This is a genomic window from Cellulomonas alba (assembly GCF_030362835.1).
Lineage (GTDB): Bacteria > Actinomycetota > Actinomycetes > Actinomycetales > Cellulomonadaceae > Cellulomonas > Cellulomonas alba.
Genome location: NZ_JAUCGQ010000001.1, coordinates 1,482,914 through 1,509,092, shown reverse-complemented (window position 1 = coordinate 1,509,092; position 26,179 = coordinate 1,482,914). Strand labels below are relative to the sequence as shown.

Below are 26,179 nucleotides of genomic sequence, written 5' to 3'. Positions count from 1 at the left end.
GCCAATCGCGCACAAGGGTCGAGGAAATGGCGTCGCGACTGCACGTTCCTGCTCGTCGAGACGGCGCGGGCTCCGCGAGCCGTCCGGTCGCGTCGCTCGCCTCGGTGGTGTCAGTCGAGCGGCAGGGCGTAGACGCGGTTCGCTGTCCCGCCGAGCACGAGCGCGCGATCGCGCTCGTCGAGCCCGTCGAGCGTCGCGCGGAGCTCGGCCCACGCCTGCGCGTAGGTGCCGCCCGCGACCTGCACGCTCGGCCAGTCGCTGCCGAGCATCACGCGGTCCGGCCCCATGCTCTCGAGCGCGACGTCGACCGCCGGCTGCACGTCGACGTGGGTCCAGCCCGCCGGGAGGTCGGCGCCGATGCCGGCCAGCTTGATCGCGACGTTCGGAAGCTGACCGAGCGTCGCGAGCCACGCGCTCCAGTCCTTCCAGGCCACGGTGTCGCCCGCAGAGCGGGCGGCGAGCGGCGGTCGACCCAGGCGTCCGACGACGAAGGACACCTTCGGGTGGCGCTCGGCGAGCGCCGCGACGTGGGCCAGCAGCGTCGGGGTCCACGCGGTGACGTCGAACGTCAGGTTGTGCTCGGCGAGCAGGCCGAGCGACTCGTCGACCTCCGGGCGCAGCAGCCACTCGGGCTCCTCCTCGTGCACCCGGTGGCCGACTCCGACGACCGGCTCGTGCCGCCACGCGTGCAGCTGGCCGGCGGCCTCGTCGGGGCGCGTCATCGGCACCCACGCGACCACGCCAGCGACGATCGGCGAGGTGAGCGCCTGGAACAGCATCAGCTCGGAGTCGGCGCGGTTGCCGGCCGACTGGACGAGCACCACGCGGTGCACACCGTGCTCGGCCAGGTCGTCACGGACGTCGTCGAGGGACCACGGGCGGTCGGTGCGGGCGAGGCCCGGCGCCATCCACGGGTAGTGGACGGCCTGCGGGTTCCACACCTGCGCGTGGCAGTCGACGACGGTGTCAGCCATGTGGGCGACGCTAGTCCGCGCCGGCCACGCCGGAACCGTTCCGAAGGTGTTCCTCATCGAATCCTCATCGTCCCCGCTCAGGTGTTGCGTCAAAGATTGTGACACGAGCGATAACAGCCGTGACATCCCTGCGATGAAGGTTCCCCCGTCCGGTGGACCCCGGGCGACGGGTGGCCCCGGGTTGTGCGCTCGTCCGACCGCGGATGAACGCTGGGCGAACGCTCGGCGAAGGACCCGGCTCGGCCCGGAACAGGGCGCTGAGCAGCACCGATACTCGCCCGGTGGATTCCGAGCTGACCCTCCTGACCCAGCGGCTCTCGCAGGCCGTCGGCGACTACCGCGTCTCGGCCGTCTCGACCGTGGTCGAGCTCGCGCACCCGGTCGACGTGGTCGACGCCGGCCTGCCGATCGCGCGCCTCGAACTGGTCTTCCGGTCGCCGCACGTGAGCGGCGTCGCCGTCCGTGACCCGTCGGACGAGAGCCGCATCGGCCTCGTCACGCGCGGGCGGTTCACGTCCGCGATGAACGGCCGGCTCGGGTTCGGCCGCGCGGTGCTCGCCCGACGAGCCACGACCGAGGTCACCGACTGGCACCCCATGGTCGTCGCCCCCGACGCGCCCGTGTCGGAGGTCGCCGTCCGCGCGATGGAGCGCCACGACGAACGCCGGTACGACGACGTGCTCGTCGCCGCCGACGTGTGGCAGGTCGCGACGACGGCCGACCTCGTGCGCTCGTTGTCGACGCAGCTCGCGGTCCGCTCGCTGCACGACCCGCTGACCGGCCTCGCGAACCGGTCGATGCTCGGCCATGCGCTCGCCCGCCGGTGCACGCAGGCGTGGGGCACGCCGGCCCGCGTCGCGCTCGTGCTGATCGACGTGCGCGACTTCGGCGGCGTGAACGCGCTGCACGGCGAGCGGGTCGGCGACGTGGTGCTTGCCGCCGTCGGCGCCCGGCTCCGCGCCTCGGCTCCCACGGGTGCCGACCTCGGCCGCACCGGCGGCGACGAGTTCGCGCTCGCGGCGACGCTGCCCGGCGCCGCCGACGACCGGCACGCGTCGGCGCTCGTCGGGGGGCTGCGTGACGGCATCGTCCAGGCGCTGGCCGAACCCGCGGCCGGCGTGCCCGTCGACGCGTGGCCCGCGGTGCACGCCGTCTCGGTGGTCTCGGACGCCGGCCTCGCGTCCGCCCCGATGCTGCTGCAGGACGCGCACGCGCGGCTTCGCGAGGTGAAGGTGGCGGCCGCGCGGGGCGGTGGCGGGCCGGACTGGCTCGACGGCCTCGGCGACGCCCGGGCGATCCTCGAGGGGCGCGTCACGGCCTGACGGGCTGCTCCGCGCCGCGCCGCGTCAGACGCCGCCTGGGAAGCCCAGCACCCGCCAGGCCTCGTACGCCGCCACGGCCGCGGCGTTCGACAGGTTCATCGAACGGCGGCCAGGCAGCATCGGGATGCGCACCTGGTCGGCCACCCGCTCGTGACCGAACACGGCGGGCTCGAGCCCCGTCGGCTCGGGCCCGAAGAGCAGCGCGTCGCCGTCGCGGTAGTCGACGTCCGTGTACCGCCGGGTGGCCTGCGTGGTGAACGCGAAGATCCGCGCGTCCGGCAACGCGTCGAGCAAGGCGTCGAAGCTCGAGTGCACCTGCACGTGCGCGAGGTCGTGGTAGTCGAGCCCCGCACGCCGGAGCTTGGCCTCGTCGAGGTCGAAGCCGAGCGGCTCGACCAGGTGGAGCGTCGCGCCCGTGCCGGACACCATGCGGATCGCGTTGCCCGTGTTGCCGGGGATGCGCGGCTCGTGGAAGACGACGTGGAGCACCGGGGGATCGTCGCACGCGGGGGGCCCGATCCTGTATCGCGGCTGGGTCGATGACCGTTCGAGCGGGTGGCGGCGCGTGAGGTGTCCGGCATCTCTCGCGGGTAGCGAGGACGCCGTCCCGGCGCGGGCGGGCGTCGGTCACGCTTCGGGCGTCTGCGGGCGTCGCTCCTGCCCGCCGACAGATGGGTGCTTCGGCGCGTAGAACGTGCGGTCGCCAGGACCGGCGTTGTAGACCGCCCCGCTCGGTACCCAGAGATTCCACGACTCATAGTCCGGGTCCACCGCTGCCGTGATCCGGATGTTGTCCTCGAACTCGAGCGTCAGGACACCGTCATCGGTCGCGTGGCCGGCGACGATTCGTCGCCCGACCAAGTCATCGAGAGCGAACTCACCGGTGAGGTCGACGTCACCTACCGGGAGTACCTGCGTCGTGCCGTCGCGCTCGAGCGTCAGGGGGACCTCGATCATGAAGGCGCCGGACGGTTCGCACTTCACCCGCAGCGTGTAGTCGAGCGCGAGTTCTGCGACCCTGGCGCCGTCGAAGTCGATGTCCATGACCTAGTTCCATCCTCTCGGCGCGCCGTACGCGCCGTTATCGTCGATCTCGAAGTGAGTCGCCTCGCGCGTGGTCGGCTTCCCGTATGCGTCCAGCGGCTGGCCGCTCGAGTTTGTGTATCGCGCGTAGCCGAATCTGTACCGGGGCGTCGGCCCCATCAGTCGGAACTGTGCGGCGTCCGAACCGAGCAAGAACTCAGCGCGTTCCTGCCAGACCCAGCCGCTCGCGTTGTAGGCCTCGAACTTGATCCAACCGACCGTAGCGCCGGGCGGCGGCGCCGGATCAGCGACGCCTTCTCTGACCTGTCCCTTTGCGTTCGTCGAGGAGAGTCGCTCACCCTCCGGCAGCTCGTGCAGCGGGGTCCGGGTGTCGTCGGACTCCGCATGCATGATCAGATCGCTCGCGGAAGCCACGGCGAGCGTGCTCCCCGCAGCAATGGCAGCCGCGCTCGCGAGCCCGACCGGGACCCCGACGACCGCGCCCACGCCGGTGGCATCGGCGGCCAGCGAACCGAGGAAGGCGCTCGCGCCGACGTCGGCCAGGGCAACGCCGCCCACCAAGCCGAGAGCATCGGCAGGGTGATGCGCGATCGCCGATCCGCCGGAGGCCAGAGCGTTGACGGCATCGACGCCGGCGTTCGCGACGGCCCGCCAGGCGTGGTCCCACCACGGCGCGTGCCAGGTCTCTACCGACGGCGCCAGGGCGGCGGCACGGTCGAGGTGACAGACGACGGACCACGTCGAGTCGTCGAGCGCTTCTGTCGTCCGGCGCACGATTGCGTGCGCTTCCGCGTCGAGCACTGCGCCCAGGTCCGGTGAGGCCGTAGTCACGGCCCGGCGTTGGAGGTCCCTTGCGTCGTCGAGACGCGCGCGCGCCCAGCGCACCGTGTCGGCGTGGACGTCGAGCGTCGTGGCCACGTCGAGCAGTGTCTGTGCAGCGTCGAACCAGCGGTCGGGCTCGTGCGTGATGCGCTCGCGGTAGATCTCCGCTGCATGGCCGGTCCACGTGCCGAGCTCGAGCGCGCGCAGCAACGTGCCGACGTCCGTGTACGAACTGGCCTGCCGTCGGAGGTCCTCGGCCGCGCTCGAGAGCTGCGACGGATCGTCGATTGTGAGCATCACGCCCGCTCTGTCGCGGCGTGCTCGACGGGTCGAAGCCGCTCAGCGGTCGCGGAGTCGGCGTCGTCGAATGCGCGCATCGCAGACAGGAGCGTGTCCCGCGCGGTCATGGCGTCGGCAACGAGAACGGTGTGGCCTCGCGTCCACGCCTCGCTCAGGCGCTGGATCGCCGAGACGACCGGCGAGCCTGGGGCGCACGTGCCGACGGAGTGCCACGGCGTCGCCGCGGCCTCGCTCAGCCGTCGAGCCGCCGTGACGATCTCGTCGCGGTCCACCGTCAATTCGTCCATCACGCCTCCTCGCCGTCCAGCCGTAGCCCGGGACCGTAGTGGCGATACGTGCCGGCGCGTCGTTGGGGTTGTGGATGACGGCCGGCTGCGTCACGACCACGCCGGTGGGTCGCTGTGTTGTCCACAGCCGTGAGACACGTCATGACGGCCGGTGCCCGATTTCGCTAGGTTTCCGCGCATGCCGCGACACGGACGACGTCTCACCGCCGCCGCCCCTCGCCGAATCGCGCGACTGATCGCGGGCGCCAGCGCGTTGGTGGTCGTGCTGGCCGCCGCGCTGCTCGCGGGCTGCGGCCCGGAGCGCGCGCTGGCGGACCCGACTCCCGTGGCGCCCACCACACGGTCGGCGACAGCGGCTCCGAACCCGACGCCGACGCCGTCGACCGGCGTGTACGACGCGCCCGCCGACGCGTACGTGAAGCCTGTGCGCCCCGCGATCCTCGACGGAAAGCCGAGCGAGGCTGCCGCGATCGCGTTCGCGAAGTACTACCTGCGGATGTACACGTACGCGTACCTGACTGGGGACGCAAGAGATCTGAACGCGCTGGCACGGGCGGGCTGTGTCTTCTGCCGCGGGGTTAGGGCGGACATCGCTGACGAGTACGGCCACGGAGGTCGCGACGAAGGCGGAACGATGGCAGTCACGCGCGAGCGCTCACACGACTACGGCGTGGATGGTGGCTTCAGCGTGACGATGTCGGTCACGCAGTCCCCGCACAGGCAGCTCGACGCAACTGGCAAGCTCGTGTCCGCTGACGCGCAGGCAAAGGACTATTCGCTGACTTTTGTGCTCTTCTGGACGTCCGGGCGAGGTTGGCGGCTGGGCGATCTTGCGGTCGAATCCGCATGAAATGGCCGCGTTTCGCCCTGTTGACGTGTATCGCGTCGAGCATCGCGGCGTTAGTTGCCGCGCCAGCGGTGGCGGCGGACGGGGGTGGCATCGGCGGCGACCCGAAGGGTTCGACCGTCCCCGCGACTCGGACAGGGTCGGGTCCGCATACGTTCCTGCTCGGTGCGTACTTGGCTGGTCGGGAGCAGAGCCAATATGAGGCCGCGCATCCCGACCCGGCCAAGGCGCTGCGCGAGTACCGGCGCGCGATCATCTGCGGCGTCGACACCGGCGGCGCGGCTCCCGGCCCCGACTTCACCGACGACGTTTGCCCCCGCGAGGGCGGTCCCTTGCCGCCGTCCTGCGACGGCCAGGACCCCGTCCTGCCGCTCTGGGTTCGCGCCCGAGCCACCCCGCAGTCGGCGTGGCAACCGTGGCAGCTCGTATCGGGCTGGGCCTGCCCCGGCGATCTGCTCCCGCCCTTCACCGAGGCGGACTTCCGCCGCCTGCCGCTCGCGGCCCCGGCGCTCACGATGCAGCCCGCCCGCGGCTGGGTGCTCGTCAACCAGGACACGATCGCGTTCTCCGCGAACGCCACGCAGACGTTGCGCACGACCCTGCTCGGCAACCGCGTCACGGTGGTCGCGACGCCGCAGAGCTACACGTGGGACTGGGGTGACGGCACGCGCACGACGTCCGCGGGTCCCGGCCATCCCTATCCCCACCAGGACGTCGCGCACACGTACACCGCGCTCGGGACGCGACGCATCACGCTGACCGTGACTTGGACCGGCACCTTCCAGTACGCGGGCCAGGCGGCGGCGACCGCGATCGCCGGCACCGCGAGCACCACGGCGAGCACGGCACCGTTCGTGGTCGAGGAGCGTCGTGGGCACCTCGTCAGCGGTACGTGCGACCAGGAGCCGCACGCGCCCGGCTGCTGATCAGATACAGAGTCGCCGACCCGGGCGTCTCCGGCGCGCGAATCGATACGACCGACCGCGCACACGTCGTAACGTGGTCCCGCCGCCACCCGTGAGAGGACCGCCGTCATGCCCACCGTTCAGCAGTACCGCGCCGCCGACGACCGCTACGACTCCATGCAGTACCGCCGGGTCGGGCGCTCGGGACTGAGCCTGCCCGCGCTGTCGCTCGGGCTCTGGCACAACTTCGGCGACGACAAGCCGTTCGGCGTGCAGCGCGACATCCTGCGCCGCGCCTTCGACCTCGGCGTCACGCACTTCGACCTCGCGAACAACTACGGCCCGACGCCGGGCGCGGCCGAGGAGAACTTCGGCCGCCACCTCGCGACCGACCTGCGTCGGTACCGCGACGAGCTCGTCATCTCGTCCAAGGCGGGCTACGACATGTGGCCCGGGCCGTACGGCGACGGCGGATCGCGCAAGTACCTGCTCGCGTCGCTCGACCAGTCGCTGGGCCGCATGGGCCTCGACTACGTCGACGTCTTCTACTCGCACCGGTTCGACCCGACGGTGCCGCTCGAGGAGACGATGGGTGCGCTGCACACCGCGGTGACGAGCGGGCGGGCGCTCTACGCCGGCATCTCGAACTACTCGCCCTCGCAGACGCGCGCCGCCGCGGCGATCCTCGCCGACCTCGGCACCCCGCTGCTCATCCACCAGCCGAGCTACTCGATGTTCAACCGGCACGTCGAGAACGTCGCGGACGGCGAGACGGAGTCGCTGCTCGACGTGGTCGGCGACCTCGGTGTCGGCACGATCGTCTTCTCGCCGCTCGCGCAGGGCCTGCTGACGGACCGGTACCTCTCCGGGGACGTGCCGGCCGACTCGCGCGCCGCCACCAGCCGGTTCCTCTCGGCGTCGAACATCTCGTCGACGTACCTCGAGCGGGCGCGTGCGCTCGCAGAGGTCGCGGCCGGGCGTGGCCAGACGCTGGCACAGCTCGCGCTCTCCTGGGTGCTGCGCGACTCGCGCGTGACGTCGGCCCTGATCGGTGCGTCGTCGGTGAAGCAGCTCGAGGACAACGTCGCGGCGCTCGCGGCGCCGGCGCTGACGGACGAGGAGCTGGCCGCCATCGAGCCGCACGCCGTGGACGGCACCGGCCGCTGACGCTTCGCGGCTCGTCCGCTCGGCCGTCGTCGTGAACCCCTGGTTCGGTCGGCGGCGGCCGGGGCAGGCGGGCCGGTGCCGAACCGCATCAGCGGCGGTCCGTGTCGGCGGTCGGTGGCACAGTGGCGAGCCCGTACCGACGAGGGGCGCACGATGGTCAGCGACGCGATGCAGTCCGTGATCGACGGGTTCCGAGCCCGGAAGGCCGCGCGGGCGACGGAGCCGCCACCGCCGCTCGACGAGTTCCGCGCGACGTTCGCGCCCGGCGGCCGGGTGTTCCCGCTGCCCGACGGCGTGCAGGCAGAACCGGTCGAGCTTGGCGGGGTCCCGGCGACCTGGCTGCGCCCGCCGGGTGCGTCTGGCGACCGCGTCGTCCTCTATGTGCACGGCGGGGGATTCCAGGCGGGCGACCTCCGGAGCCACGGTGAGCTCGCGGCGCGGCTCGGGGCCGCGGCGGCGGCGGTCGCGCTTCTTCCCGAGTACCGCCTCGCGCCCGAGCACACCTACCCGGCGGCGGTCGAGGACGTCGACGCCGTCTGGCGCGCGCTGCGCGCGTCGGGTGCGCCCGCAGCGTCGATCGCGCTCGCAGGGGACTCGGCTGGAGGCGGCCTCGCGCTGGCGCTCGCGGTGCGTCTGCGCGACGCGGGCGAGGACCTGCCGGCTGCGCTGCTGCTCCTGTCGCCGATGCTCGACATGTCGGCGTCGGGCGAGTCCGTGGTCGGCCGCGAGGAGCGAGACGTCATCTTCACGGCCGACGCCGTGCGCGCGACCGGCGCGGCCTATGCCGGCGACGCGGACGTCCGCGACCCGCGGGTCTCGCCGGCGTTCGCCGAGCTTGCCGGTCTGCCGCCGCTGCTCGTCCAGGTGGGCACGGAGGAGACGCTCTTCAGCGACGGTGCCGACGTCGTCGAGCGGGCGACCGCGGCGGGCGTCGACGCGACGCTCGAGGTCGGCGAGGGGCTGCCGCACGCCTACCAGACGGTCGCGGATGCGCCCGAGGCGATCGCCGCCACCGACCGAGGCGGCTCCTTCCTCCGAGATCGCTTCGGGCGCGGCTAGGAGAGTCGCCGGGCGCAGCGGCCGAGCGCGACGGAGGCGCGCGACAGTCGGCGAGAGCCGCACGACGGCCGATGACCGATGCGGCGACGACTCCGGCGCGGTCCCGTGCTAGTCGGCGTCGCCGTCCGCGTGGTCCGGGTCCGCGGCAGCGGCCGCCCCTTCGCCCGCAACAGCGAGGAGCAGTCCCGGTCCGTACCGTTCGAGCTTCGTGGCGCCCACCCCGCTGATCGTCCCGAGCTCCGCCAACGACGACGGCCGCCGCTCGGCCACGGCGCGCAGCGTCGCGTCGTGGAACACGACGTACGCCGGCACACCCTGCTCGCGCGCAGCCCCCGCGCGCCACGCGCGCAGCCGCTCGAACAGGTCCGCGTCCACGCCCGACAGCTCCGCCGCCGCCCGGGAAGCGGTGCGCGCCGGTCGGCCGGACGAGCGCCCCGCGGCCGGGTCACGGCGCAGGAGCACGGACCGCTCGCCCCGCAGCACGTCGGCGGACCCGGGCGTGAGCCGGAGCGTGCCGTACCCGTCGGTGTCGACGCCCAGCAGCTCGGCGGCCAGCAGCTGGCGGACCACGCCGCGCCACTCGCCGTCCGACAGCCCGGAGCCGATGCCGAACGTGGACAGGGACGAGTGCCCGAGGGACGACACCCGCGGCGTGCTCTTGCCGCGCAGGATGTCGACCACGTGCCCGACGCCGTACCGCTGGCCGCGCTGCTCGAGGCGCACGATCGTCGAGAGCAGCTTCTGGGCGGCCGTCGTCCCGTCGAACGTCTCGGGCGGCGTGAGGCAGGTGTCGCAGTTGCCGCACGGCTCGTCGAGCATCTGCCCGAAGTAGCGCAGCAGCTGCTCGCGCCGGCAGGACGCGGTCTCGCAGAGCGCGAGCATCGCGTCGAGGTGGGCGGTGAGGCGCCGCTTGTGCGTCGCGTCGCCCTCGGAGGAGTCGATCAGCCGGCGCTGCTGGACGACGTCGGCGAGGCCGTACGCGAGCCACGCGGTCGACGGCAGCCCGTCACGCCCGGCACGGCCGGTCTCCTGGTAGTAGCCCTCGACGGACTTCGGGAGGTCGAGGTGCGCGACGAACCGCACGTCGGGCTTGTCGATGCCCATGCCGAACGCGATGGTCGCGACCATCACGACGCCGTCCTCCCGCAGGAAGCGCGACTGGTTGCGCGCGCGCACCGAGCGGTCGAGACCCGCGTGGTACGGCAACGCGGCGATCCCGTTGTCGACGAGGAAGGCCGCGGTCTCCTCGACCGAGCTGCGCGTCAGGCAGTAGACGATCCCGGCGTCGCCGGGATGCTCCTCGCGCAGCAGCCGCAGGAGCTGGGCCCTCGGGTTGTCCTTCGGGACGATGCGGTACCGGATGTTGGGCCGGTCGAAGCTCGCGACGAAGTGGCGCGCGTCGTCGAGCTGCAGCCGGGTCGCGATCTCCGCGTGCGTCGCGTCCGTGGCGGTCGCGGTGAGCGCGACGCGCGGCACGTCGGGCCAACGCTCGTGCAGCATCGACAGCTGGAGGTAGTCCGGGCGGAAGTCGTGCCCCCACTGGGACACGCAGTGCGCCTCGTCGATGGCGAACAGCGCGATCGTGCCGGCGTCCAGCAGCTCGGCCGTCTCCCGGACGCGCAGCCGCTCCGGTGCGAGGTAGAGGAGGTCGAGCTCGCCGTCGAGGTAGGCGCGCTCGACCTCGCGGCGCGCTGCCGCGTCCTGCGTGGAGTTGAGGAAGCCGGCGCGCACGCCGAGCGCCGAGAGCGCGTCGACCTGGTCCTGCATCAGGGCGATCAGCGGAGACACCACGACTCCGGTGCCGGGCCGGACGAGCGCGGGCACCTGGTAGCAGAGCGACTTGCCACCGCCGGTCGGCATGAGCACGAGGGCGTCACCGCCGCCCACGACCGTGTCGATGATCGCCGCCTGCTCGCCGCGGAACTCGTCGTACCCCCAGACCCGGCGCAGCACCTCGAGCGGCGTGCCCTCGTGCGCCGCCGCCGGTCGCGCCGTCCGAGGGGGCACGTCGACACGAGTCGCCGCCGAGGCTCCGTACGCCGGGTCGAACACGGGCGCGTCGTACTCCGGGTCGTACGGGGGCTCGTCGTCCGCGAACGGCGGCTCGTCGAACGCGGCGTCGAACGGCGGTTCCTCGTCGCGCGCCCAGGGTGCGGCGACGCCGGACGCGGATGAGGGGGCATCGGGCACCCGCCCACCCTACGAGCCCCCGCCGACACCGCCGGCCGCCCGGTCCACAGCACGCGGCTGCGGGGGAGGCCCGGCGGCGGGCCGGCGGCCAGCGCAGCGCCGCTCCGTCTGCGCGCGTGTCGGCGACCTCCCTAAGGTGGCCGCATGGGAACCGCACTCGTCACCGGCGCCAGCGCCGGCCTGGGCCTGGAGTTCGCGTGGCAGCTCGCCACGGCGCACCACGACGTCGTCCTCGTCGCGCGTGACGAGGAGCGCCTGACGCGCCTCGCCCGCCAGCTCGAGGCGGCCGCCGGCGTCCGCGCCGAGGTGCTCGTGGCGGACCTCGCGGACCGTGCGCAGGTGGACCGGGTGGCGGACCGGATCCGGTCCGACGAGGACCCTGTCGGACTGCTCGTCAACAACGCGGGGTTCGGGCTCGCGCAGCGGTTCGTCGGCGGCGACCTCGCGCGCGAGGAGCAGGCGCTCGACGTGATGGTCCGCGCGGTCATGGTGCTCTCGCACGCTGCGGCCGGGTCGATGGTCGCGCGCGGGCGCGGCGCGATCCTCAACGTCGGGTCGATGGCGGCGCTGCTCGCGTCCGGCACCTACTCGGCGCACAAGGCGTGGGTCCGCTCGTTCACCGAGGGCCTCGCGGTCGAGCTCAAGGGCACCGGCGTCACGGCGACGGCCGTCAACCCCGGCTTCGTGCACACCGAGTTCCACGCACGCGGCGACATCGACACGAGGGCGTACCCCGAGGTCGCGTGGCTCGACGCGCAGGACGTCGTCGCGGACGCGCTCGCGGCCGTGCGCCGGGGCAGCGTGCTGACGACCCCGAGCCTGCGGTACCGGACGGCCGCCGGGCTCGTGCGGATCGCCCCGCGCTCCGCGGTGCGGGCCTTCGGCCGGTACCGCAAGCAGATCGAGCACCCCAGCCTCGACGAGCCGGCCGACACCTGACGCCCAGGGTCGGGCGCGCTGTCCGACCCGGCCGATACCCTGTGCGGCGTGACGAGCGACCTCTCCCCGACGCCCCGCGACCAGCTGCTCCGACTCATCAAGGCCCTCGCCGTCGTGCACGGCCGCGTCACGCTGTCGTCCGGCCGCGAGGCCGACTACTACGTCGACCTCCGCCGCATCACGCTGCACCACCGTGCCGCGCCCCTCGTCGGGCACCTGCTCCTCGACCTGCTCGAGGAGGCAGGGCTCGGCACGGCTGAGATCGACGCGGTCGGCGGCCTGACGCTCGGCGCCGACCCTGTGGCGGACGCCCTGCTGCACGCTGCTGCGAGCCGCGGCCAGGACCTCGACGCGTTCGTGGTTCGCAAGGAGGGCAAGGCGCACGGTCTCCAGCGCCGGATCGAGGGACCGGACATCGCAGGTCGCCGAGTGGTCGTCGTCGAGGACACGTCGACGACGGGCGGCTCGGTCGCGACGGCGGTCGAGGCGGTGCGGGAGGCCGGCGCAGAGGTCGCGGGCGTCGTCGTCATCGTCGACCGTGCGACGGGTGCGCGTGAGGCGATCGAGGCGCTCGGCGTGCCGTACCACTTCCTCTTCAGCCTCGCCGACCTCGACCTGGCCTGACCCGTGGGCTCGTCCACCGTGCTGTTCGTCGGCTTCATCGTCGTCATGGCCGCCGTGGTCGTCACGGGCATGGTCCGCAACTCCCAGCGCCTCGAGGCGCTGGCCGCGTGGGCACGCCAGGCGGGCTGGAGCTATGTCGGCCGGGACGACACCCTCGCGTGGAGCATGACGGGTGACCCGTTCGGCCGCGGTGACGAGATCGAGGGCCAGGACGTCGTCCAGGGCGCGTGGCAGGGCATGCCGGCGTGCTCGTTCACGTACGTGTCGATCGACATCACGCACGACTCGGAGGGTCGGACGCAGCGGCACTCGTCGTCCCACCACGTCGTGCTCCTCGAGCTGCCCACCGCGCTGCCGTTCATCGAGGTGACGCCCGACGGCCTCGGCGCCAAGCTCATCAAGGCGGCCGGCGGCACCGACCTCGACTTCGAGTCGGACGACTTCAACCGCACGTACCGCGTGGACGCGACCGACCCGGTGACGGCGCACGCGGTGATCCACCCGCGCCTGATGGAGCGGCTGCTCCAGCCCGACGCCCGCGCGGTCGCGTGGCGCATCGACGGCCGGCGGATCGTCGCGTGGCGGCCGGGGAGCGCGCAGCCCGACCGCATCACGCCGGCGCTGACGCTGCTCGCAGACGTCGTGCGGTCGATCCCACGCCACGTCTGGCTGGACCACGGGTTCGACCCCGCCGCGACGCGCTGACCCCTAAGGTTCCAGGTATGAACGGTCTCATCATCGCCATCGTCGTCGTGGTGATCCTCGTGATCCTCGGCCTCTGGCTCGCCGCGATGTACAACTCGCTGGTCCGCCTGCGGAACCTCGTCCAGGAGTCGTGGCGCCAGATCGACGTCGAGCTGCACCGGCGGCACGACCTGATCCCGAACCTCGTCGAGACCGTCAAGGGCTACGCGGCGCACGAGAAGGAGGTGTTCGAGGAGGTCGCGCGTGCGCGTTCGGCCGCCGCGGCACCCGGCTCGTCGCCCGCCGAGCAGGCGCAGCAGGAGAACCAGCTGACGCAGGCGCTCGGGCGGCTGTTCGCCGTCGCCGAGAACTACCCGGTGCTGCGCGCGAGCGAGAACTTCCAGCAGCTGCAGACCGAGCTCACGACGACCGAGGACCGCATCGCGGCTGCCCGCCGGTTCTACAACGCGAACGTGCGCGAGCTGAACACCAAGATCGAGTCGTTCCCGTCGAACATCATCGCCGGCATGTTCCACTTCGAGCGGGCCGAGTACTTCGAGGCCGACGAGCCCGAGGTCCGGCAGGCGCCGCAGGTCCAGTTCTGACGAGCGCCGTCACCCAGACGCACGACGAGCCCCGAGGCGCGCTGCCTCGGGGCTCGTTCGTCTCGGGAGGGGGAAGGCCGCGTCAGACGCGCGCGACCAGGTCGGCGATCGAGTCGACGACCTCGGACGGCCGGAACGGGTAGGTCTCGACGTCGGCGGCACGCGTCGAGCCGGTCAGCACGAGGAACGTCCGGAGGCCGGCCTCGATGCCCGCGACCACGTCGGTGTCCATGCGGTCGCCGACCATCGCCGTCGACTCCGAGTGCGCCTCGATCCGGTTGAGCGCCGAGCGGATCATCATCGGGTTCGGCTTGCCGACGAAGTACGGCTGCCGGCCCGTCGCGGCCGAGATCATCGCGGCGACCGCGCCCGTCGCGGGCAGGTCGCCGTCCTGCGAGGGACCCGTGACGTCGGGGTTCGTCGCGATGAACCGTGCCCCGCCCTGGATCAGCCGGATCGCCTGCGTGATCGCCTCGAACGAGTAGGTCCGCGTCTCGCCCAGCACGACGAAGTCCGGCTCGGCGCCCGTCAGCGTGTAGCCCGCCTCGTACAGCGCGGTCGTCAGTCCGGCCTCGCCGATCACGTAGGCGGAGCCGCTCGGCATCTGGTCCGTCAGGAACTGCGCCGTCGCCAGCGCGGAGGTCCAGATCGCGTCCTCGGGGATGTCGATGCCCGACGCGCGCAGGCGCGCCGCGAGGTCCCGGGGCGTGAAGATCGAGTTGTTCGTGAGGACCAGGAACGGCCGCTCGGCGTCCCGCAGCGCCCGCACGAAGTCCGCCGCGCCCGGCAGCGCGACCCCCTCGTGGACGAGCACGCCGTCCATGTCGGACAGCCACGACCGGATCTCCTTGGTCACGAACCGAACGCCTTCCGCTCCACGGCCGCGCGCTCCTCGGCCTCGTCGTACGCCTGCTCGTCGGGCGCGTGCCCGCGCTTCGCGCGCCGCCTGCGACGCAGGACCTCGAACAGCATCGGTGCCACCGAGATCAGCACCAGCACGACGAGCAGCGCCTCGATGTTGTCGCGCACGAACGCGATGGTGCCGAGCGCGTAGCCGAGCCACGTGACGCCGGCGCCCCACAGCAGCGCGCCGATCGCGTTGTAGGGGACGAAGTGGCGCCACGGCATCTTGCCGACGCCCGCCGCGACGGGGGCGTACGTCCGGACGATGGGGATGAACTGGGCGATGATGATCGTCCGCCCGCCGTACCGGTCGAAGTACGAGTACGTGTGGTCGATGTACTTCTGCTTGAAGAACCGCGAGTCCGGTTTCGCGAAGACCTTCGGCCCCGCCGTCCGGCCGATCAGGTAGCCGCACTGCGTGCCGGCGAACGCCGCGAGGAAGGTCAGCAGCGACAGCACCCAGATGTTGATGTGCACCTGCAGCTGGTTCGACGCGACGAGGGCACCCGCGGTGAACAGCAGCGAGTCGCCAGGCAGGATCGGGAACAGCAGGCCCGTCTCGATGAAGACGATCGCGAGGATGCCGACGAGGGCCAGCGTCCCGAACTTGTCGATGAGGTTCTGCGCGTTGAGCAGGTCGGTGATGCCGGCGTGGACGGGGCCGGCCGCGGGCAGCGCGGCGAGGGCGCTCGTCAGGGGCATGGGCCAAGCCTACGGGGCGGCCCATGAGCCGTTGCTGAGAACGCCGCGAGCGCGCTGTGGGTACGGTCGGGCCGTGCATGACGAGGCCGCCGGCGACCAGCCCGAGCACGACGAGGCTCGCGCCGACGTCGGTGTCGGCCCCTGGCCCGGCGGACCGGCCGCGTGGCCGCGCGACGCGACCGGGGAGCTGGACTCCCGCTACGACCCGGACCTGCTGCGCCACGGCGACCGCCGGAACGTCGTCGACCGGTACCGGTACTGGACCGTCGACGCGGTCGTCGCGGACCTCGACACCCGACGGCACCCGTTCCACGTCGCGATCGAGAACTGGCAGCACGACCTCAACATCGGCTCGGTGGTCCGCACCGCGAACGCGTTCAACGCCGCGGCGGTGCACGTCGTCGGGCGTCGGCGGTGGAACCGGCGCGGCGCGATGGTGACCGACCGCTACCAGCACGTGCTGCACCACCCGAGCGTCGACGACCTCGTCGCGTGGGCGGCCACCGCGGGCCCCGACGGCGGGGCGCTGCCGGTCGTCGGCATCGACAACCTGCCCGGCTCGACGCCGATCGAGGGCGCGCGGCTGCCGCGGTCGTGCGTGCTGATGTTCGGGCAGGAGTCGGTCGGCCTCTCCGGCGCGGCTCGCGATGCGGCCGGCACAGTCCTGCACATCACGCAGTACGGGTCGACGCGGTCGATCAACGCGTCGGCCGCCGCGGCGATCGCGATGCACGCCTGGCTCACCCAGCACGCGGGTCGCTGAGCCGCGCCGACGTGCACCTCAGGCGGTGTCCAGGGGCAGGACGTCCCGGTTCGGTCCCCTGCACCTAGTGGCAGACTCAGACCGATACCCACCCCATCACGCAGGAGATGTGTGCACATGGCCATCGCCACCCCCGAGGTGTACGCCGAGATGATCGACCGGGCGAAGGCGGGCAAGTTCGCCTACCCGGCCGTCAACGTCACGTCGTCGTCGACGCTCACCGCCGCGCTGCAGGGCTTCGCCGAGGCGGAGTCGGACGGCATCATCCAGGTCTCCGTCGGTGGCGCGGAGTACGCGTCCGGCGCGACCGTGAAGGACCGCGTCGCGGGCACGCGCGCGCTCGCCGCCTACGCGCACGAGGTCGCGAAGGGCTACGGCATCACCGTCGCCCTGCACACCGACCACTGCACCAAGCAGAACCTCGACTCGTGGGTGCGCCCGCTCCTGGCCCTCGAGGCCGAGGAGGTCAAGGCCGGCAAGAACCCCACGTTCCAGTCGCACATGTTCGACGGCTCGAACATCCCGCTCGACGAGAACCTCGTGATCGCGGCGGAGCTCCTGGAGCTGTCGCAGGCGGCGCGCACGATCCTCGAGATCGAGGTCGGCGTCGTCGGTGGCGAGGAGGACGGCCACACCGCCGAGATCAACGACAAGCTGTACACGACGGCCGAGGACGGCCTCGCGACGGTCAGGGCGCTCGGCTCGGGCGAGAAGGGCCGCTACCTGACGGCCCTCACCTTCGGCAACGTGCACGGCGTGTACAAGCCGGGCGCGGTGAAGCTCCGCCCGGCGATCCTCGCGGACATCCAGAAGGCCGTCGGCGACGCGATCGGCAAGGAGAACCCGTTCGACCTGGTCTTCCACGGTGGTTCGGGCTCGACGGCCGAGGAGATCGCCGAGGCGGTCGACAACGGCGTCATCAAGATGAACATCGACACGGACACGCAGTACGCGTACAGCCGTCCGGTGGCCGACCACTTCTTCAAGAACTACGACGGCGTGCTGAAGATCGACGGCGAGGTCGGCAACAAGAAGGCCTACGACCCGCGCGCCTGGGGCAAGCTCGCGGAGGCGGGCATGGCGCAGCGCATCGTCGAGGCGTGCCAGCAGCTCCGCTCGGCGGGCCACAAGCTCTGACCCGCGCGCCGGCGTGACGCCGGCCGACGAACGACGACGGGCCCCGACCGCATCAGCGCGGTCGGGGCCCGTCCTGTCGTGTGCCCGGGTGCGGGCCTCGGTGTCAGGCGACGCCGGGGCCGGTGTCACCGGTGGCCGCCGGCGCGTTGTCGCCGCCCACGGGCTGGAAGCCCGGCGCGTCGTCGTCGACGACGTCCAGGAGCTCGCCGATGCGCGTGACCTCGAGGAGGAACCGCACGGTCGGGGGGACGCGCAGCAGCCGGACCCGGTGCTGCGAGCGGATCGAGAGCCGCGCGAGGAACGCGACGCCCGAGCTGTCCATGAACGTGACGTGGTGCGCGTCGACCTCGATGGGGAGCCCGACCTGCTCGGCCTCCTCGGTCGCTTCCTGGAGCTCGGGGCCGAGGTCGGCGTCGACCTCGCCCGACAGGACGATGCGCGTCGCGTCGGCGCCGACGATGACCTGGACTGCGCCCGGCTCCCCGTTCACTGTCCGGACCTCCTTCTCCCCAGGCTCGTCGGGTGTGGTGCTGTTACCGTCGCGCACGGTGCTCCTTCCGGCCCCATCGTGGGAAGGCTTGTGCCGGTGGTTCGACGTTTCGCCTGCTCGGCACGCTAGACGATCGGAGGTGGTAGCGGTCAACTCCTCGGCCCTGCCGATTTCGTCGGATGTCCTCGCAGAGATCGGCGTGCGTGCGCTGGCTGCGACATCCGTCCCGGTCGCGCTCATGGACTCCGCGACGCCTGGGCTGCAGGTCGTGTGGGTGAACCGCGCCTTCGCCGCGGTGACGGGGTACGACGCGACCACCGCCGCCGCCGGAGAGTCGCGCGCGCTCGCCCGCTCCCGGATGACGGAGCAGGAGGCTGCGAGCTTCCGCGCCGCGGTCGCAGCCGGCCGGTCGATGCGCCACACGCTCACCCTCACGCGGTCCGACGGCTCGACGTTCCCGAGCCTCGTCGAGCTCTCGCCGGTGCCCGCAGCGGACGGCGAGATCCGGTACTGGGTCGTCATGCTGCAGGACCTCACCGAGCAGCTGACGCAGGCCGCGGAGGCCGCGGCGCTGGTCGAGGCGGAGCGCCGGGAGAGGCGCCACCTCGGCCTGATCGCGCAGGTGTCCGACCTGCTCATGGACGTCGACGACCCGCACGCGCTCGGCGAGATCGCCCGGCTGCTGTGCCGGACGGTCGTCGGCTGGGCGGCGTTCTACCTGAACGACAACGGCCTGCGGCACGCCGAGGGCATCACCGCGTTGCGCCCGGTGACGGGCAAGGGCCGCCGGCACGGGACCGCGGCGCACACCGAGGAGCGGACACCCGTCGGCGACGGCTTCGTGCCGGGCGGCGACGCCGTGCAGGCGCTGCTCGAGGGCGAGCGGGACCGGCCGGTCGAGATCGACCTCGAGGGTGCCTTCCAGTACGGTTCCGCGTCCTCCTGGGTCGCCCGGCACGCCGGCCGCGCGCCCGGTGTCGACGGTCCGCCACCGTCGCGCCGGGCGGTCGTGTACCCCGTGCCCGGCCGACGGCGGGTGCTCGGCCTGCTGGTCGTCTTCCCGTCGGACGGCGGCAGCATCGCCAGCCTCGACTCGTCGACGCAGACGGTGCTCGAGCTGACCGCACGCCGCGTCGGCCTGGTGGTCGACAACGCGCGGCTGTACGACCGCGAGCACCGCCTGGCCGAGACGCTGCAGCGCGCCATGCTCCCCGAGCAGGCCGACGTCGACGGGCTCGACGTCTGGACGTACTACGCGCCGAACTCGGAGAACGTGCAGGTCGGCGGCGACTGGTACGACGTGCTGCAGATCGCGCCGGACATCGTCGGCGTCGTGATCGGTGACGTCGTCGGGCACGACGTCGAGGCGGCGGCCGCCATGGGTCAGCTGCGGTCGGTCGTGCGGACGTACGCGTTCGACGTCCGGACGCCGGCCGCCGTGCTCGAGCGCGTGGACCAGATCATCGGCGGCATGCGCATCCCGCGGTCGGCGGGTCTCGTGCTCTCCACGTTGACGCGCACGGGTGCCGGGTGGGAGCTCGAGTACTCGCGCGCCGGCCACCTGCCCGCGCTGCTCGTGCGTGACGGCGTCGCGACCGAGCTGTCCGAGGCCGGCGGCATGCTGATCGGCTTCGGCTCGGGCCGCCGCGACACCGGCCGGCTGGCCCTGCGGCCGCAGGACGTGCTCGTGTACTTCACGGACGGGCTCATCGAGCGCCGCGACCGGCACCTGCGAGACGGCATGCTCGCGCTGGCTGACGTCGCCAGCCGCGTGACCGCGCGCGACGCCGCCGGCATCGGCGAGGAGGTGCTGTCGCGGCTCGCGGACCACCCCGAGGACGACGTCGCCGTGGTGGTCGTGCGGGTGCCCGACCCGGCGGCCGGCGTCGAGACGACCAACGGTCCGCGGCGCCGCCGGTGGTCGCTGCCGAGCGAGCCCGCCTCGATCGGCCGCGCGCGCCACGCGGTGCTGCGCACGTGCGAGGCCTGGGGGCTGGGCAACGCCGCGAACGCGGAGCTCGTCGTCTCGGAGCTCGTGGCCAACGCGGTGCTGCACGGGTACGGGCACGTGTCGCTGCAGCTCGACGAGACCGGCGACGGGCTGCGCATCGAGGTCGAGGACGCCAACCCCGCGCCGCCCGTCACGACCGACGGGCACCCCGGCCGGGTGGGGGGCTTCGGCATGCAGATCGTGGAGCGGCTCGCCGACTGGGGCTGGCGGCCGTCCCCCGCGGGCAAGGTCGTGTGGGCGCGCGTGCGGCCGGCGCCGCTGCCGCGCAGCGGGCGGGACTGAGCCGGACGGCGCGAGCCGGGCGCGGGCGCGGCGTCGTTGACGCGCCCGCGCGTCGAAGCGACCCCGGGACGTCCGCGCTGGGGGGGAGGGGGCGGACGCCCCGGTGTCGCCGTCAGGCGGGGGTGGGTGCGCCGTCCGGGCGACGGAAGCCCGACTCGGGCACGCCGACCTCGCAGCGGTGCTCCTCGTCGATGCGGAACAGGTCGAGCGCGCCACAGACCTCGAGCACGAACAGGTCGCGCGGGTCGGCGCCGCGCAGGGCGGTCGCGCCGCCGCGCTTGCGGCCCGCGTCCGCGAGCGAGATGAGGAACGCCGCCCCGGTCGAGTCCATGAACGTCACGCGGCACATGTCGATGACGAGCAGCTGACGGCGCAGGCCGACGACGCGGGCGGCGATCTCCGGGAAGGAGTCGCGCTCCGCGAGGTCCAGGTCTCCGGCGATGGTCAGCACCGTCGTCGTCGGCGAGGTCGAGATCTCGATCATGATCAGTTCCACCGGTGGGCTGAGGGGAGGGCCGGTCGGCTGCTCGACTTTAGGGCGACCTTGCCCGTCCCGCACGTCGAACCGGTCGCGTGTCCGACTCGCCGGTTTCGTCGTCCCCCGGACGGGCGCACCGCCCGTGCGCGGTTGACCAGGGGAGACTGACCCCATGACCCACGAGAACCTGCTCGACGGACCCGCCCCCACGCTGCTGCCCGCCGACGGCCCCGAGGGAGCAGCGCTCGCTGCGCTCGCCGGCGGAGCCGCCGCCCGGGACGCGGTGCGCACCGCGCCCGCGGCGTCCCTCGTCTGGGCGCTGCTCGCCGAGTCGGCCACCGACCCGGTCGAGGCCTACGCGTACGCGCGGACCGGGTACCACCGCGGGCTCGACGCACTGCGGCGCGCGGGCTGGCGCGGGCGCGGGCCGATCCCCGCGGACCACGGGCCGAACCAGGGCTTCCTGCGCGCGCTGCTCGCCCTGGCCGGCGCGGCGGACGCGATCGGCGAGACCGACGAGGGCGAGCGCTGCCGGCAGTTCCTCGCGGACTCGGGCACGTCGGTCGCGGAGGTGGCCGCACTGCGGGACCGATCATGACCATTCCTTGACCGTCGGGTAGCCTCTCGGAGGTATCGGGCTACTGCCGCCCGTGCCGCCGGGGCCCGCGGGCGCACCGCCCGTCGCCGGCCCGCCGCAGGCAGGGGAAGTGGTGAGAGATGCCCGCCGTCGTGGTGCTCGGCGCCCAGTGGGGCGACGAAGGCAAGGGCAAGGCGACCGACCAGCTCGGCTCGCGCACCGACTACGTGGTGAAGTTCAACGGCGGCAACAACGCCGGTCACACGGTCGTCGTCGGGGGCGAGAAGTACGCGCTGCACCTGCTTCCGTCGGGGATCCTCTCGCCGGGCGTCGTCCCCGTGATCGGCAACGGCGTCGTCATCGACATCGACGTGCTGTTCGCCGAGATCGACGCGCTCGAGGCGCGTGGCGTCGACACGTCGCGGCTGCTCGTCTCGTCGGCGGCGCACGTGATCGCCGGCTACAACCGCACGATGGACAAGGTCACCGAGCGGTTCCTCGGCAAGCGCCGCATCGGCACGACCGGCCGCGGCATCGGGCCGACGTACTCCGACAAGATCAACCGCGTCGGCATCCGCGCCCAGGACCTGTTCGACGAGGGCATCCTGCGGCAGAAGATCGAGGGCGCGCTCGACCAGAAGAACCACCTGCTGGTCAAGGTCTACAACCGCCGCGCGGTCACGGTCGACGAGACCGTCGACGAGCTGCTGCAGCATGCCGAGCGCCTGCGCCCGTACGTCGCGGACACCCCGCTCGTGCTGAACCGCGCGCTCGACGCGGGCAAGACGCTCGTCTTCGAGGCGGGCCAGGCGACGATGCTCGACATCGACCACGGCACGTACCCGTTCGTCACGTCGTCGTCGTGCACCGCGGGCGGCGCGTGCACGGGGTCGGGCGTGGGGCCGACGCGCATCGATCGCGTGGTCGCCGTCGCGAAGGCGTACACGACGCGCGTGGGCGAGGGCCCGTTCCCCACCGAGCTCCTCGACGACGACGGCGAGTGGCTGCGCGCGACAGGCGGCGAGTACGGCACGACGACCGGCCGGCCGCGGCGCACGGGCTGGTACGACGCGGTGGTGGTCCGCTACGCCTCGCGCGTCAACGGGCTGACGGACCTCGTCGTGACGAAGCTCGACGTGCTCACGGGTCGCGACAAGATCCCGGTCGCCGTCGCGTACGACGTCAAGGGCCGCCGGTTCGACGAGATGCCCGACGACCAGAGCGACTTCCACCACGCCACACCGGTCTACGAGTACCTCGACGGCTGGTCGGAGGACATCTCCGGCGCGCGCGAGTTCGACGACCTGCCCGCGGCCGCGCAGCGGTACCTGCTGCGGCTCGAGGAGATCTCGGGGACGCGGATCTCGTCGATCGGCGTGGGCCCGGGCCGCGAGGCGACGATCGTGCGGCACGAGCTGCTCGCCTGACGCCTCGCCGCTGCGGCCGGCGGCGACCGGCGGCGACCGGCGGCGACCGTCGGTGCGGAGGACCCGTCGCGTGGGAGGGTGCGCCGCACGAGCGACCCGCTCGGCGGCGCACCCTCCGCACCGACGGCTCGCGCCGGCGTGCGGCGTGGCGTCAGTCGCGCAGCTCCGCCGCGTCGATGGTGCGCTGGCGCAGCACGCTCGCGGGGTAGCACGCGGCGGCGACGCTGAGCACGACCGCCGACCAGAACACGGCCTGCAGGCCCCACGCGTCGGCGACGACGCCGCCCAGCACCGCGCCGACCGGCATCAGGCCGTAGCCGAGCGTGCGGCTCGCGCCCGACACCCGGCCGAGCAGCCCCTGCGGCACCATCCGCTGGCGCATCGAGGCCGAGACGACGTTGCCGATGGTGGTGCAGAAGCCGGCGAGGAAGAGCGTGCCGGCGACGGCCCACGCGTTCGGCACGAGGATCGGCACGACGAGCACCGCCGCCGTGCTGACGCACGCCGTCACGAGCACGCGCAGCTCGGGCAGCGCCGTGACGATCCGCTCGACCACGAGCGAGCCGAGGACGGCACCGACGGCGAGCGCCGCGAGCATCAGCGGGTACTGCGACGGCGGCAGGCCCATGCGGCTCTCGGGCCCGACGGCCCACAGCACGAACACGGCGAAGTAGGCGGTGAACGCCATGTTCATGAGCGACCCGGCGATGACGAGCGGCCGCAGCACGGGGTGCCGCACCAGGAAGGCGAGCCCGTCACGGACCTCGTGGGCGGCGCGGCGCACCGCGCGCTCCGAGACGGCCGGCACGTCGTCGCCCGCGCTCGGCGCGGCCTGGGTCGGCCGGAAGTTGCCGCGGACGCCGCGCCACAGCAGGACGGCCGCGCCGAGGGCCAGGCCGGCAGGCAGGCCGAGCACCCACGCGGCGCCCAGCGCGAGCACGGCGCCGGCGATCGGTCCGCCGACGAACGTGTTGGCGACCTGCTGGACCGCGAGCACGCGTCCGTTCGCGGCCTGGAGCCGCGAGCGCGGCACGATGTCGGGCACGAGCGACGTCTGCGCGATGTCGGCGAACACCTCGGTGATGCCGTAGGCCAGGACCACCGCGACGAGCCACGCCATGCTCAGGTGCCCGCTGACGACGAGCCACATGCCGACGCCGAGCACCGCGGCCCGCGCGAGCATCGCGATCATCTGCGTCCGACGCCGGTCGGTGCGGTCGACCGCGACGCCCGCGATCAGGCCGAGCAGCAGCCAGGGCAGCCACGTCGCGGCCGACAGCAGCGCGATCTGCGTGGCCGAGCGGGTCAGCGTGAGGGCGACCAGGGGAGCGCCGACGCCGACGATGCCGTCGCCGAGGTTGGCGAGGCCGGTCGCGCCGAGCGCCGCGGCGAACGGGCGGCCGAGTGGATCGCGGGCGGGCGTGGTGGGCGGTGCCTCGGGAGCGGTCGTCCCGGTGGTCGACGACTCCGTCGCCGCCGACGCGCGCTGCTCGCTCGTCATGGTCATGGCGTCCCTCGCTAGGATTGAAGAGATCTGTTTGCAAAGAGAACTCTGCAAAGGTATCTCTGCACATGTCCGAGCACAACCCCCCGGAGCGCGCGATCGGTGTCGACGCGCTCAAGGCGTTCGCGCACCCGCTCCGCATGCGGATGTACGACTACATCAACGAGCACGGCGCGGCGACGGCCACGCAGCTCGCGCACGCGCTCGGCGAGAGCACCGGCCAGACGAGCTACCACCTGCGTCAGCTCGAGCGGCACGGCTTCATCGCCGACGACCCGACGCGCGGCACCGGCCGCGAGCGGTGGTGGACGTCCGTCGGCTTCACGATGGCGGCCGAGACGCTGCTCGACCCGTCGGCGAACGCGGCGACGCGCACGCTCATGCAGGGCATCGTCGGCGAGCAGGCCCAGGTGATGACCCGGTTCGTCGCGCAGGCCGACCCGCGCGACCCCTGGTACGACGCCTCGATCGTCGCGCGGCAGACCGTCGCGATGACGCTGGACGAGCTGAAGGCGCTGGTCAAGGCGCTGTCCGGGGTGCTGGACGAGCACTCGGCGCTGGCCAAGGCGCGCGCCACGGCGGCGGCCGAGGCGGCCGACGCGGAGCCGGTCGAGGAGCGGCGGGTCCGCGTCTACCTCGACGTCGTGCCGCTGCCCGTCGAGGGTGCGGGCGAGGAGGCCGTGGCGGGCTGATGCCGGCCGTCGTGGCGCGACGGTCGGGACCGGGCGTCACGAGGGGCGAGCGGCTGGCCGGTCCTGGGCGTCGTCGGCCGAGGCCGCGGTGTCCCGTATCCGGACCGCCCGCAGACGGGCGGCGCCGCGCCGATAGGCTCGGGCGACGTGAAGATCCTCGTCGTCGGCACCGGCGCCCGTGAGCACGCGATCGTCCGCGCGCTCTCCCTCGACCCGCAGGTCAGCGCGTTGCACGCCGCACCAGGGAACCCCGGCATCGCCGCGCTCGCGACGGTCCACGCGGTCGACCAGCTCGACGGCGACGCCGTCGCGGCGCTCGCCACCGAGCTGGGCGTCGACCTCGTCGTGGTCGGTCCCGAGGCGCCGCTCGTCGCGGGCGTCGCCGACCCGGTGCGCGCCGCCGGCATCCCGGTGTTCGGGCCGTCGCGTGCCGCCGCGCAGCTCGAGGGGTCGAAGGCGTTCGCGAAGGACGTCATGGCCGCCGCGGGTGTGCCGACGGCCGAGCCGCGGCTCGTCACAGCACCCGACGAGGTCGAGGCGGCGCTCGACGCGTTCGGCGCGCCGTACGTCGTCAAGGAGGACGGGCTCGCCGCGGGCAAGGGCGTCGTCGTGACGACCGACCGCGCCGAGGCGCTCGAGCACGCGCTCGCGTGCCTCGCCAAGGACGGCGGTCGCGTGGTGGTCGAGGAGTACCTCGACGGGCCCGAGGTGTCGGTCTTCGTGGTGTCCGACGGGGTCGACGTCGTGCCGTTCGTCGCGGCGCAGGACTTCAAGCGCGTCGGCGACCACGGCACCGGCCCGAACACCGGCGGGATGGGCGCGTACACGCCGATCCCGGCGTCGCCCGGCCTGGTCGACGAGGTGATCGACGCCGTCGCCCGGCCGACGATCGAGGAGATGGCCCGTCGCGGCACGCCGTTCGTCGGCGTCCTCTACTGCGGCCTCGCCCTGACCCGCCGCGGCATGCGGGTCGTCGAGTTCAACGCGCGGTTCGGCGACCCCGAGATCCAGGCGGTGCTCCCGCTGCTGACGACGCCGCTCGCCGGCGTGCTGCTGGCCGCGGCCACGGGACGGCTCGGTGAGCTCGCGCCCCTCGAGTGGAGCGACGACGCGGCGGTCAACGTCGTCGTCGCGTCCGCCGGCTACCCCGAGGGCCCGCGGTCGGGAGACGTCATCGGCGGGATCGACGCCGCGGAGGACCTGCCGGGCGTGCACGTGCTGCACGCGGGGACGGCGCTCGACGGGGACGGCCGGCTCGTGACGGCCGGCGGGCGTGTGCTCTCGGTCGTCGGCCGGGGGGCGGACCTCGCCGCGGCGCGGGCTGCGGCGTACGCGGGCGTCGAGCGGATCGCGTTCGACGGCGCACACCACCGGACGGACATCGCCGAGGCTGCCGCGCGGGGCGAGTGGCACACCGAGGGCGGCCTGGCCTGACGGGGCCGGC

At 73.1% G+C, this 26,179-nt stretch carries 27 protein-coding genes; 16 read left to right on the top strand and 11 right to left on the bottom strand.

Going from position 1 to position 26,179, the window contains the following annotated elements; genetic code table 11:
• Positions 1-110: 110 nt before the first annotated feature.
• On the bottom strand, positions 111-974 hold the full coding sequence (locus QRT04_RS06900) for an amidohydrolase family protein (RefSeq protein ID WP_289454423.1): 864 nt from the start codon (positions 972-974) through the stop codon (positions 111-113).
• 281 nt (positions 975-1,255) lie between these two features.
• On the opposite strand from QRT04_RS06900, the gene QRT04_RS06895 reads away from it, so the two are divergent.
• On the top strand, positions 1,256-2,296 hold the full coding sequence (locus tag QRT04_RS06895) for a GGDEF domain-containing protein (RefSeq protein ID WP_289454422.1): 1,041 nt from the start codon (positions 1,256-1,258) through the stop codon (positions 2,294-2,296).
• 24 nt (positions 2,297-2,320) lie between these two features.
• Here the strand turns inward: QRT04_RS06895 and QRT04_RS06890 are convergent, their stop codons facing one another.
• The 4 genes from QRT04_RS06890 to QRT04_RS06875 form a co-directional block, all read right to left on the bottom strand.
• Complete coding sequence (locus QRT04_RS06890; RefSeq protein ID WP_289454421.1) at positions 2,321-2,785, bottom strand: tRNA (cytidine(34)-2'-O)-methyltransferase; 465 nt, start codon at positions 2,783-2,785, stop codon at positions 2,321-2,323.
• Between the two features lie 138 nt (positions 2,786-2,923).
• Entirely contained in the window at positions 2,924-3,340 is a 417-nt protein-coding gene (locus QRT04_RS06885) for a DUF6188 family protein (RefSeq protein WP_289454420.1), read from the bottom strand.
• A gap of 3 nt (positions 3,341-3,343) precedes the next feature.
• Positions 3,344-4,459 carry a putative T7SS-secreted protein gene (locus QRT04_RS06880; protein WP_326522470.1) on the bottom strand — a complete coding sequence of 372 codons (1,116 nt, stop codon included), beginning with the start codon at positions 4,457-4,459 and terminating at the stop codon, positions 3,344-3,346.
• Positions 4,459-4,749 (bottom strand): hypothetical protein, encoded by a 291-nt coding sequence (locus QRT04_RS06875; RefSeq protein ID WP_289454418.1) that lies wholly within the window; start codon positions 4,747-4,749, stop codon positions 4,459-4,461. Before QRT04_RS06875 ends, QRT04_RS06880 begins: the two co-directional genes overlap by 1 nt.
• A gap of 178 nt (positions 4,750-4,927) precedes the next feature.
• Here QRT04_RS06875 and QRT04_RS06870 point away from each other — a divergent pair, with 178 nt between their 5' ends.
• From QRT04_RS06870 to QRT04_RS06855, 4 genes are all read left to right on the top strand, one after another.
• On the top strand, positions 4,928-5,599 hold the full coding sequence (locus tag QRT04_RS06870) for a DUF6318 family protein (RefSeq protein WP_289454417.1): 672 nt from the start codon (positions 4,928-4,930) through the stop codon (positions 5,597-5,599).
• Between the two features lie 170 nt (positions 5,600-5,769).
• Positions 5,770-6,522: a hypothetical protein gene (locus QRT04_RS06865; RefSeq protein WP_289454416.1), complete on the top strand. Its 753-nt coding sequence runs from the start codon at positions 5,770-5,772 to the stop codon at positions 6,520-6,522.
• A gap of 108 nt (positions 6,523-6,630) precedes the next feature.
• On the top strand, positions 6,631-7,668 hold the full coding sequence (locus tag QRT04_RS06860) for an aldo/keto reductase (protein ID WP_289454415.1): 1,038 nt from the start codon (positions 6,631-6,633) through the stop codon (positions 7,666-7,668).
• Positions 7,669-7,821: 153 nt separating this feature from the next.
• A complete protein-coding gene (locus QRT04_RS06855) occupies positions 7,822-8,727 on the top strand; it encodes an alpha/beta hydrolase fold domain-containing protein (protein WP_289454414.1) in 906 nt (301 codons plus the stop codon).
• Between the two features lie 108 nt (positions 8,728-8,835).
• On the opposite strand, the gene recQ is transcribed toward QRT04_RS06855, so the two are convergent.
• Positions 8,836-10,917, bottom strand: coding sequence for a DNA helicase RecQ (gene recQ / locus QRT04_RS06850; protein ID WP_407653569.1), 2,082 nt, complete (start codon positions 10,915-10,917; stop codon positions 8,836-8,838).
• 144 nt (positions 10,918-11,061) lie between these two features.
• On the opposite strand from recQ, the gene QRT04_RS06845 reads away from it, so the two are divergent.
• The 4 genes from QRT04_RS06845 to QRT04_RS06830 are packed head-to-tail and all read left to right on the top strand — an operon-like array spanning position 11,062 to position 13,769.
• The gene (locus QRT04_RS06845) at positions 11,062-11,856 is read left to right on the top strand and encodes an SDR family NAD(P)-dependent oxidoreductase (RefSeq protein ID WP_289454413.1); all 795 of its coding nucleotides are present in this window, start codon (positions 11,062-11,064) and stop codon (positions 11,854-11,856) included.
• Between the two features lie 48 nt (positions 11,857-11,904).
• Complete coding sequence (pyrE, locus tag QRT04_RS06840; protein WP_289454412.1) at positions 11,905-12,480, top strand: orotate phosphoribosyltransferase; 576 nt, start codon at positions 11,905-11,907, stop codon at positions 12,478-12,480.
• 3 nt (positions 12,481-12,483) lie between these two features.
• Positions 12,484-13,185 carry a hypothetical protein gene (locus tag QRT04_RS06835; protein ID WP_289454411.1) on the top strand — a complete coding sequence of 234 codons (702 nt, stop codon included), beginning with the start codon at positions 12,484-12,486 and terminating at the stop codon, positions 13,183-13,185.
• 17 nt (positions 13,186-13,202) lie between these two features.
• Positions 13,203-13,769: a LemA family protein gene (locus QRT04_RS06830; RefSeq protein ID WP_289454410.1), complete on the top strand. Its 567-nt coding sequence runs from the start codon at positions 13,203-13,205 to the stop codon at positions 13,767-13,769.
• 82 nt (positions 13,770-13,851) lie between these two features.
• Here the strand turns inward: QRT04_RS06830 and QRT04_RS06825 are convergent, their stop codons facing one another.
• Both QRT04_RS06825 and QRT04_RS06820 read right to left on the bottom strand, forming a co-directional pair.
• Complete coding sequence (locus tag QRT04_RS06825) at positions 13,852-14,625, bottom strand: HAD-IIA family hydrolase (protein WP_289454408.1); 774 nt, start codon at positions 14,623-14,625, stop codon at positions 13,852-13,854.
• Positions 14,622-15,374, bottom strand: coding sequence for a VTT domain-containing protein (locus QRT04_RS06820; protein WP_289454407.1), 753 nt, complete (start codon positions 15,372-15,374; stop codon positions 14,622-14,624). The genes QRT04_RS06825 and QRT04_RS06820 overlap by 4 nt, the downstream gene beginning before the upstream one ends.
• Here QRT04_RS06820 and QRT04_RS06815 point away from each other — a divergent pair.
• A complete protein-coding gene (locus tag QRT04_RS06815) occupies positions 15,373-16,137 on the top strand; it encodes a TrmH family RNA methyltransferase (RefSeq protein ID WP_407653568.1) in 765 nt (254 codons plus the stop codon). The genes QRT04_RS06820 and QRT04_RS06815 overlap by 2 nt on opposite strands.
• Before the next feature lie 117 nt (positions 16,138-16,254).
• Positions 16,255-17,274, top strand: coding sequence for a class II fructose-bisphosphate aldolase (gene fbaA / locus QRT04_RS06810; RefSeq protein ID WP_289454405.1), 1,020 nt, complete (start codon positions 16,255-16,257; stop codon positions 17,272-17,274).
• 103 nt (positions 17,275-17,377) lie between these two features.
• Here fbaA and QRT04_RS06805 read toward each other — a convergent pair whose 3' ends face one another.
• Positions 17,378-17,821, bottom strand: a complete 444-nt coding sequence (locus tag QRT04_RS06805) for an STAS domain-containing protein (protein ID WP_289454404.1) — start codon at positions 17,819-17,821, stop codon at positions 17,378-17,380.
• A 142-nt stretch (positions 17,822-17,963) separates the two neighbouring features.
• On the opposite strand from QRT04_RS06805, the gene QRT04_RS06800 reads away from it, so the two are divergent.
• Complete coding sequence (locus QRT04_RS06800; RefSeq protein ID WP_326522454.1) at positions 17,964-20,057, top strand: ATP-binding SpoIIE family protein phosphatase; 2,094 nt, start codon at positions 17,964-17,966, stop codon at positions 20,055-20,057.
• A gap of 112 nt (positions 20,058-20,169) precedes the next feature.
• On the opposite strand, the gene QRT04_RS06795 is transcribed toward QRT04_RS06800, so the two are convergent.
• On the bottom strand, positions 20,170-20,541 hold the full coding sequence (locus QRT04_RS06795) for an STAS domain-containing protein (protein ID WP_289454403.1): 372 nt from the start codon (positions 20,539-20,541) through the stop codon (positions 20,170-20,172).
• Positions 20,542-20,707: 166 nt separating this feature from the next.
• On the opposite strand from QRT04_RS06795, the gene QRT04_RS06790 reads away from it, so the two are divergent.
• Together QRT04_RS06790 and QRT04_RS06785 are read left to right on the top strand one after the other, a co-directional pair.
• Positions 20,708-21,133 (top strand): DUF3151 domain-containing protein, encoded by a 426-nt coding sequence (locus tag QRT04_RS06790; protein WP_289454402.1) that lies wholly within the window; start codon positions 20,708-20,710, stop codon positions 21,131-21,133.
• 119 nt (positions 21,134-21,252) lie between these two features.
• Positions 21,253-22,539, top strand: a complete 1,287-nt coding sequence (locus tag QRT04_RS06785; RefSeq protein WP_289454401.1) for an adenylosuccinate synthase — start codon at positions 21,253-21,255, stop codon at positions 22,537-22,539.
• Positions 22,540-22,690: 151 nt separating this feature from the next.
• On the opposite strand, the gene QRT04_RS06780 is transcribed toward QRT04_RS06785, so the two are convergent.
• Complete coding sequence (locus QRT04_RS06780; RefSeq protein WP_289454400.1) at positions 22,691-24,046, bottom strand: MFS transporter; 1,356 nt, start codon at positions 24,044-24,046, stop codon at positions 22,691-22,693.
• 65 nt (positions 24,047-24,111) lie between these two features.
• Here QRT04_RS06780 and QRT04_RS06775 point away from each other — a divergent pair, with 65 nt between their 5' ends.
• Together QRT04_RS06775 and purD are read left to right on the top strand one after the other, a co-directional pair.
• On the top strand, positions 24,112-24,735 hold the full coding sequence (locus QRT04_RS06775; RefSeq protein WP_289454399.1) for a winged helix-turn-helix domain-containing protein: 624 nt from the start codon (positions 24,112-24,114) through the stop codon (positions 24,733-24,735).
• Positions 24,736-24,882: 147 nt separating this feature from the next.
• On the top strand, positions 24,883-26,169 hold the full coding sequence (purD, locus tag QRT04_RS06770; protein WP_289454398.1) for a phosphoribosylamine--glycine ligase: 1,287 nt from the start codon (positions 24,883-24,885) through the stop codon (positions 26,167-26,169).
• Positions 26,170-26,179 lie beyond the last annotated feature (10 nt).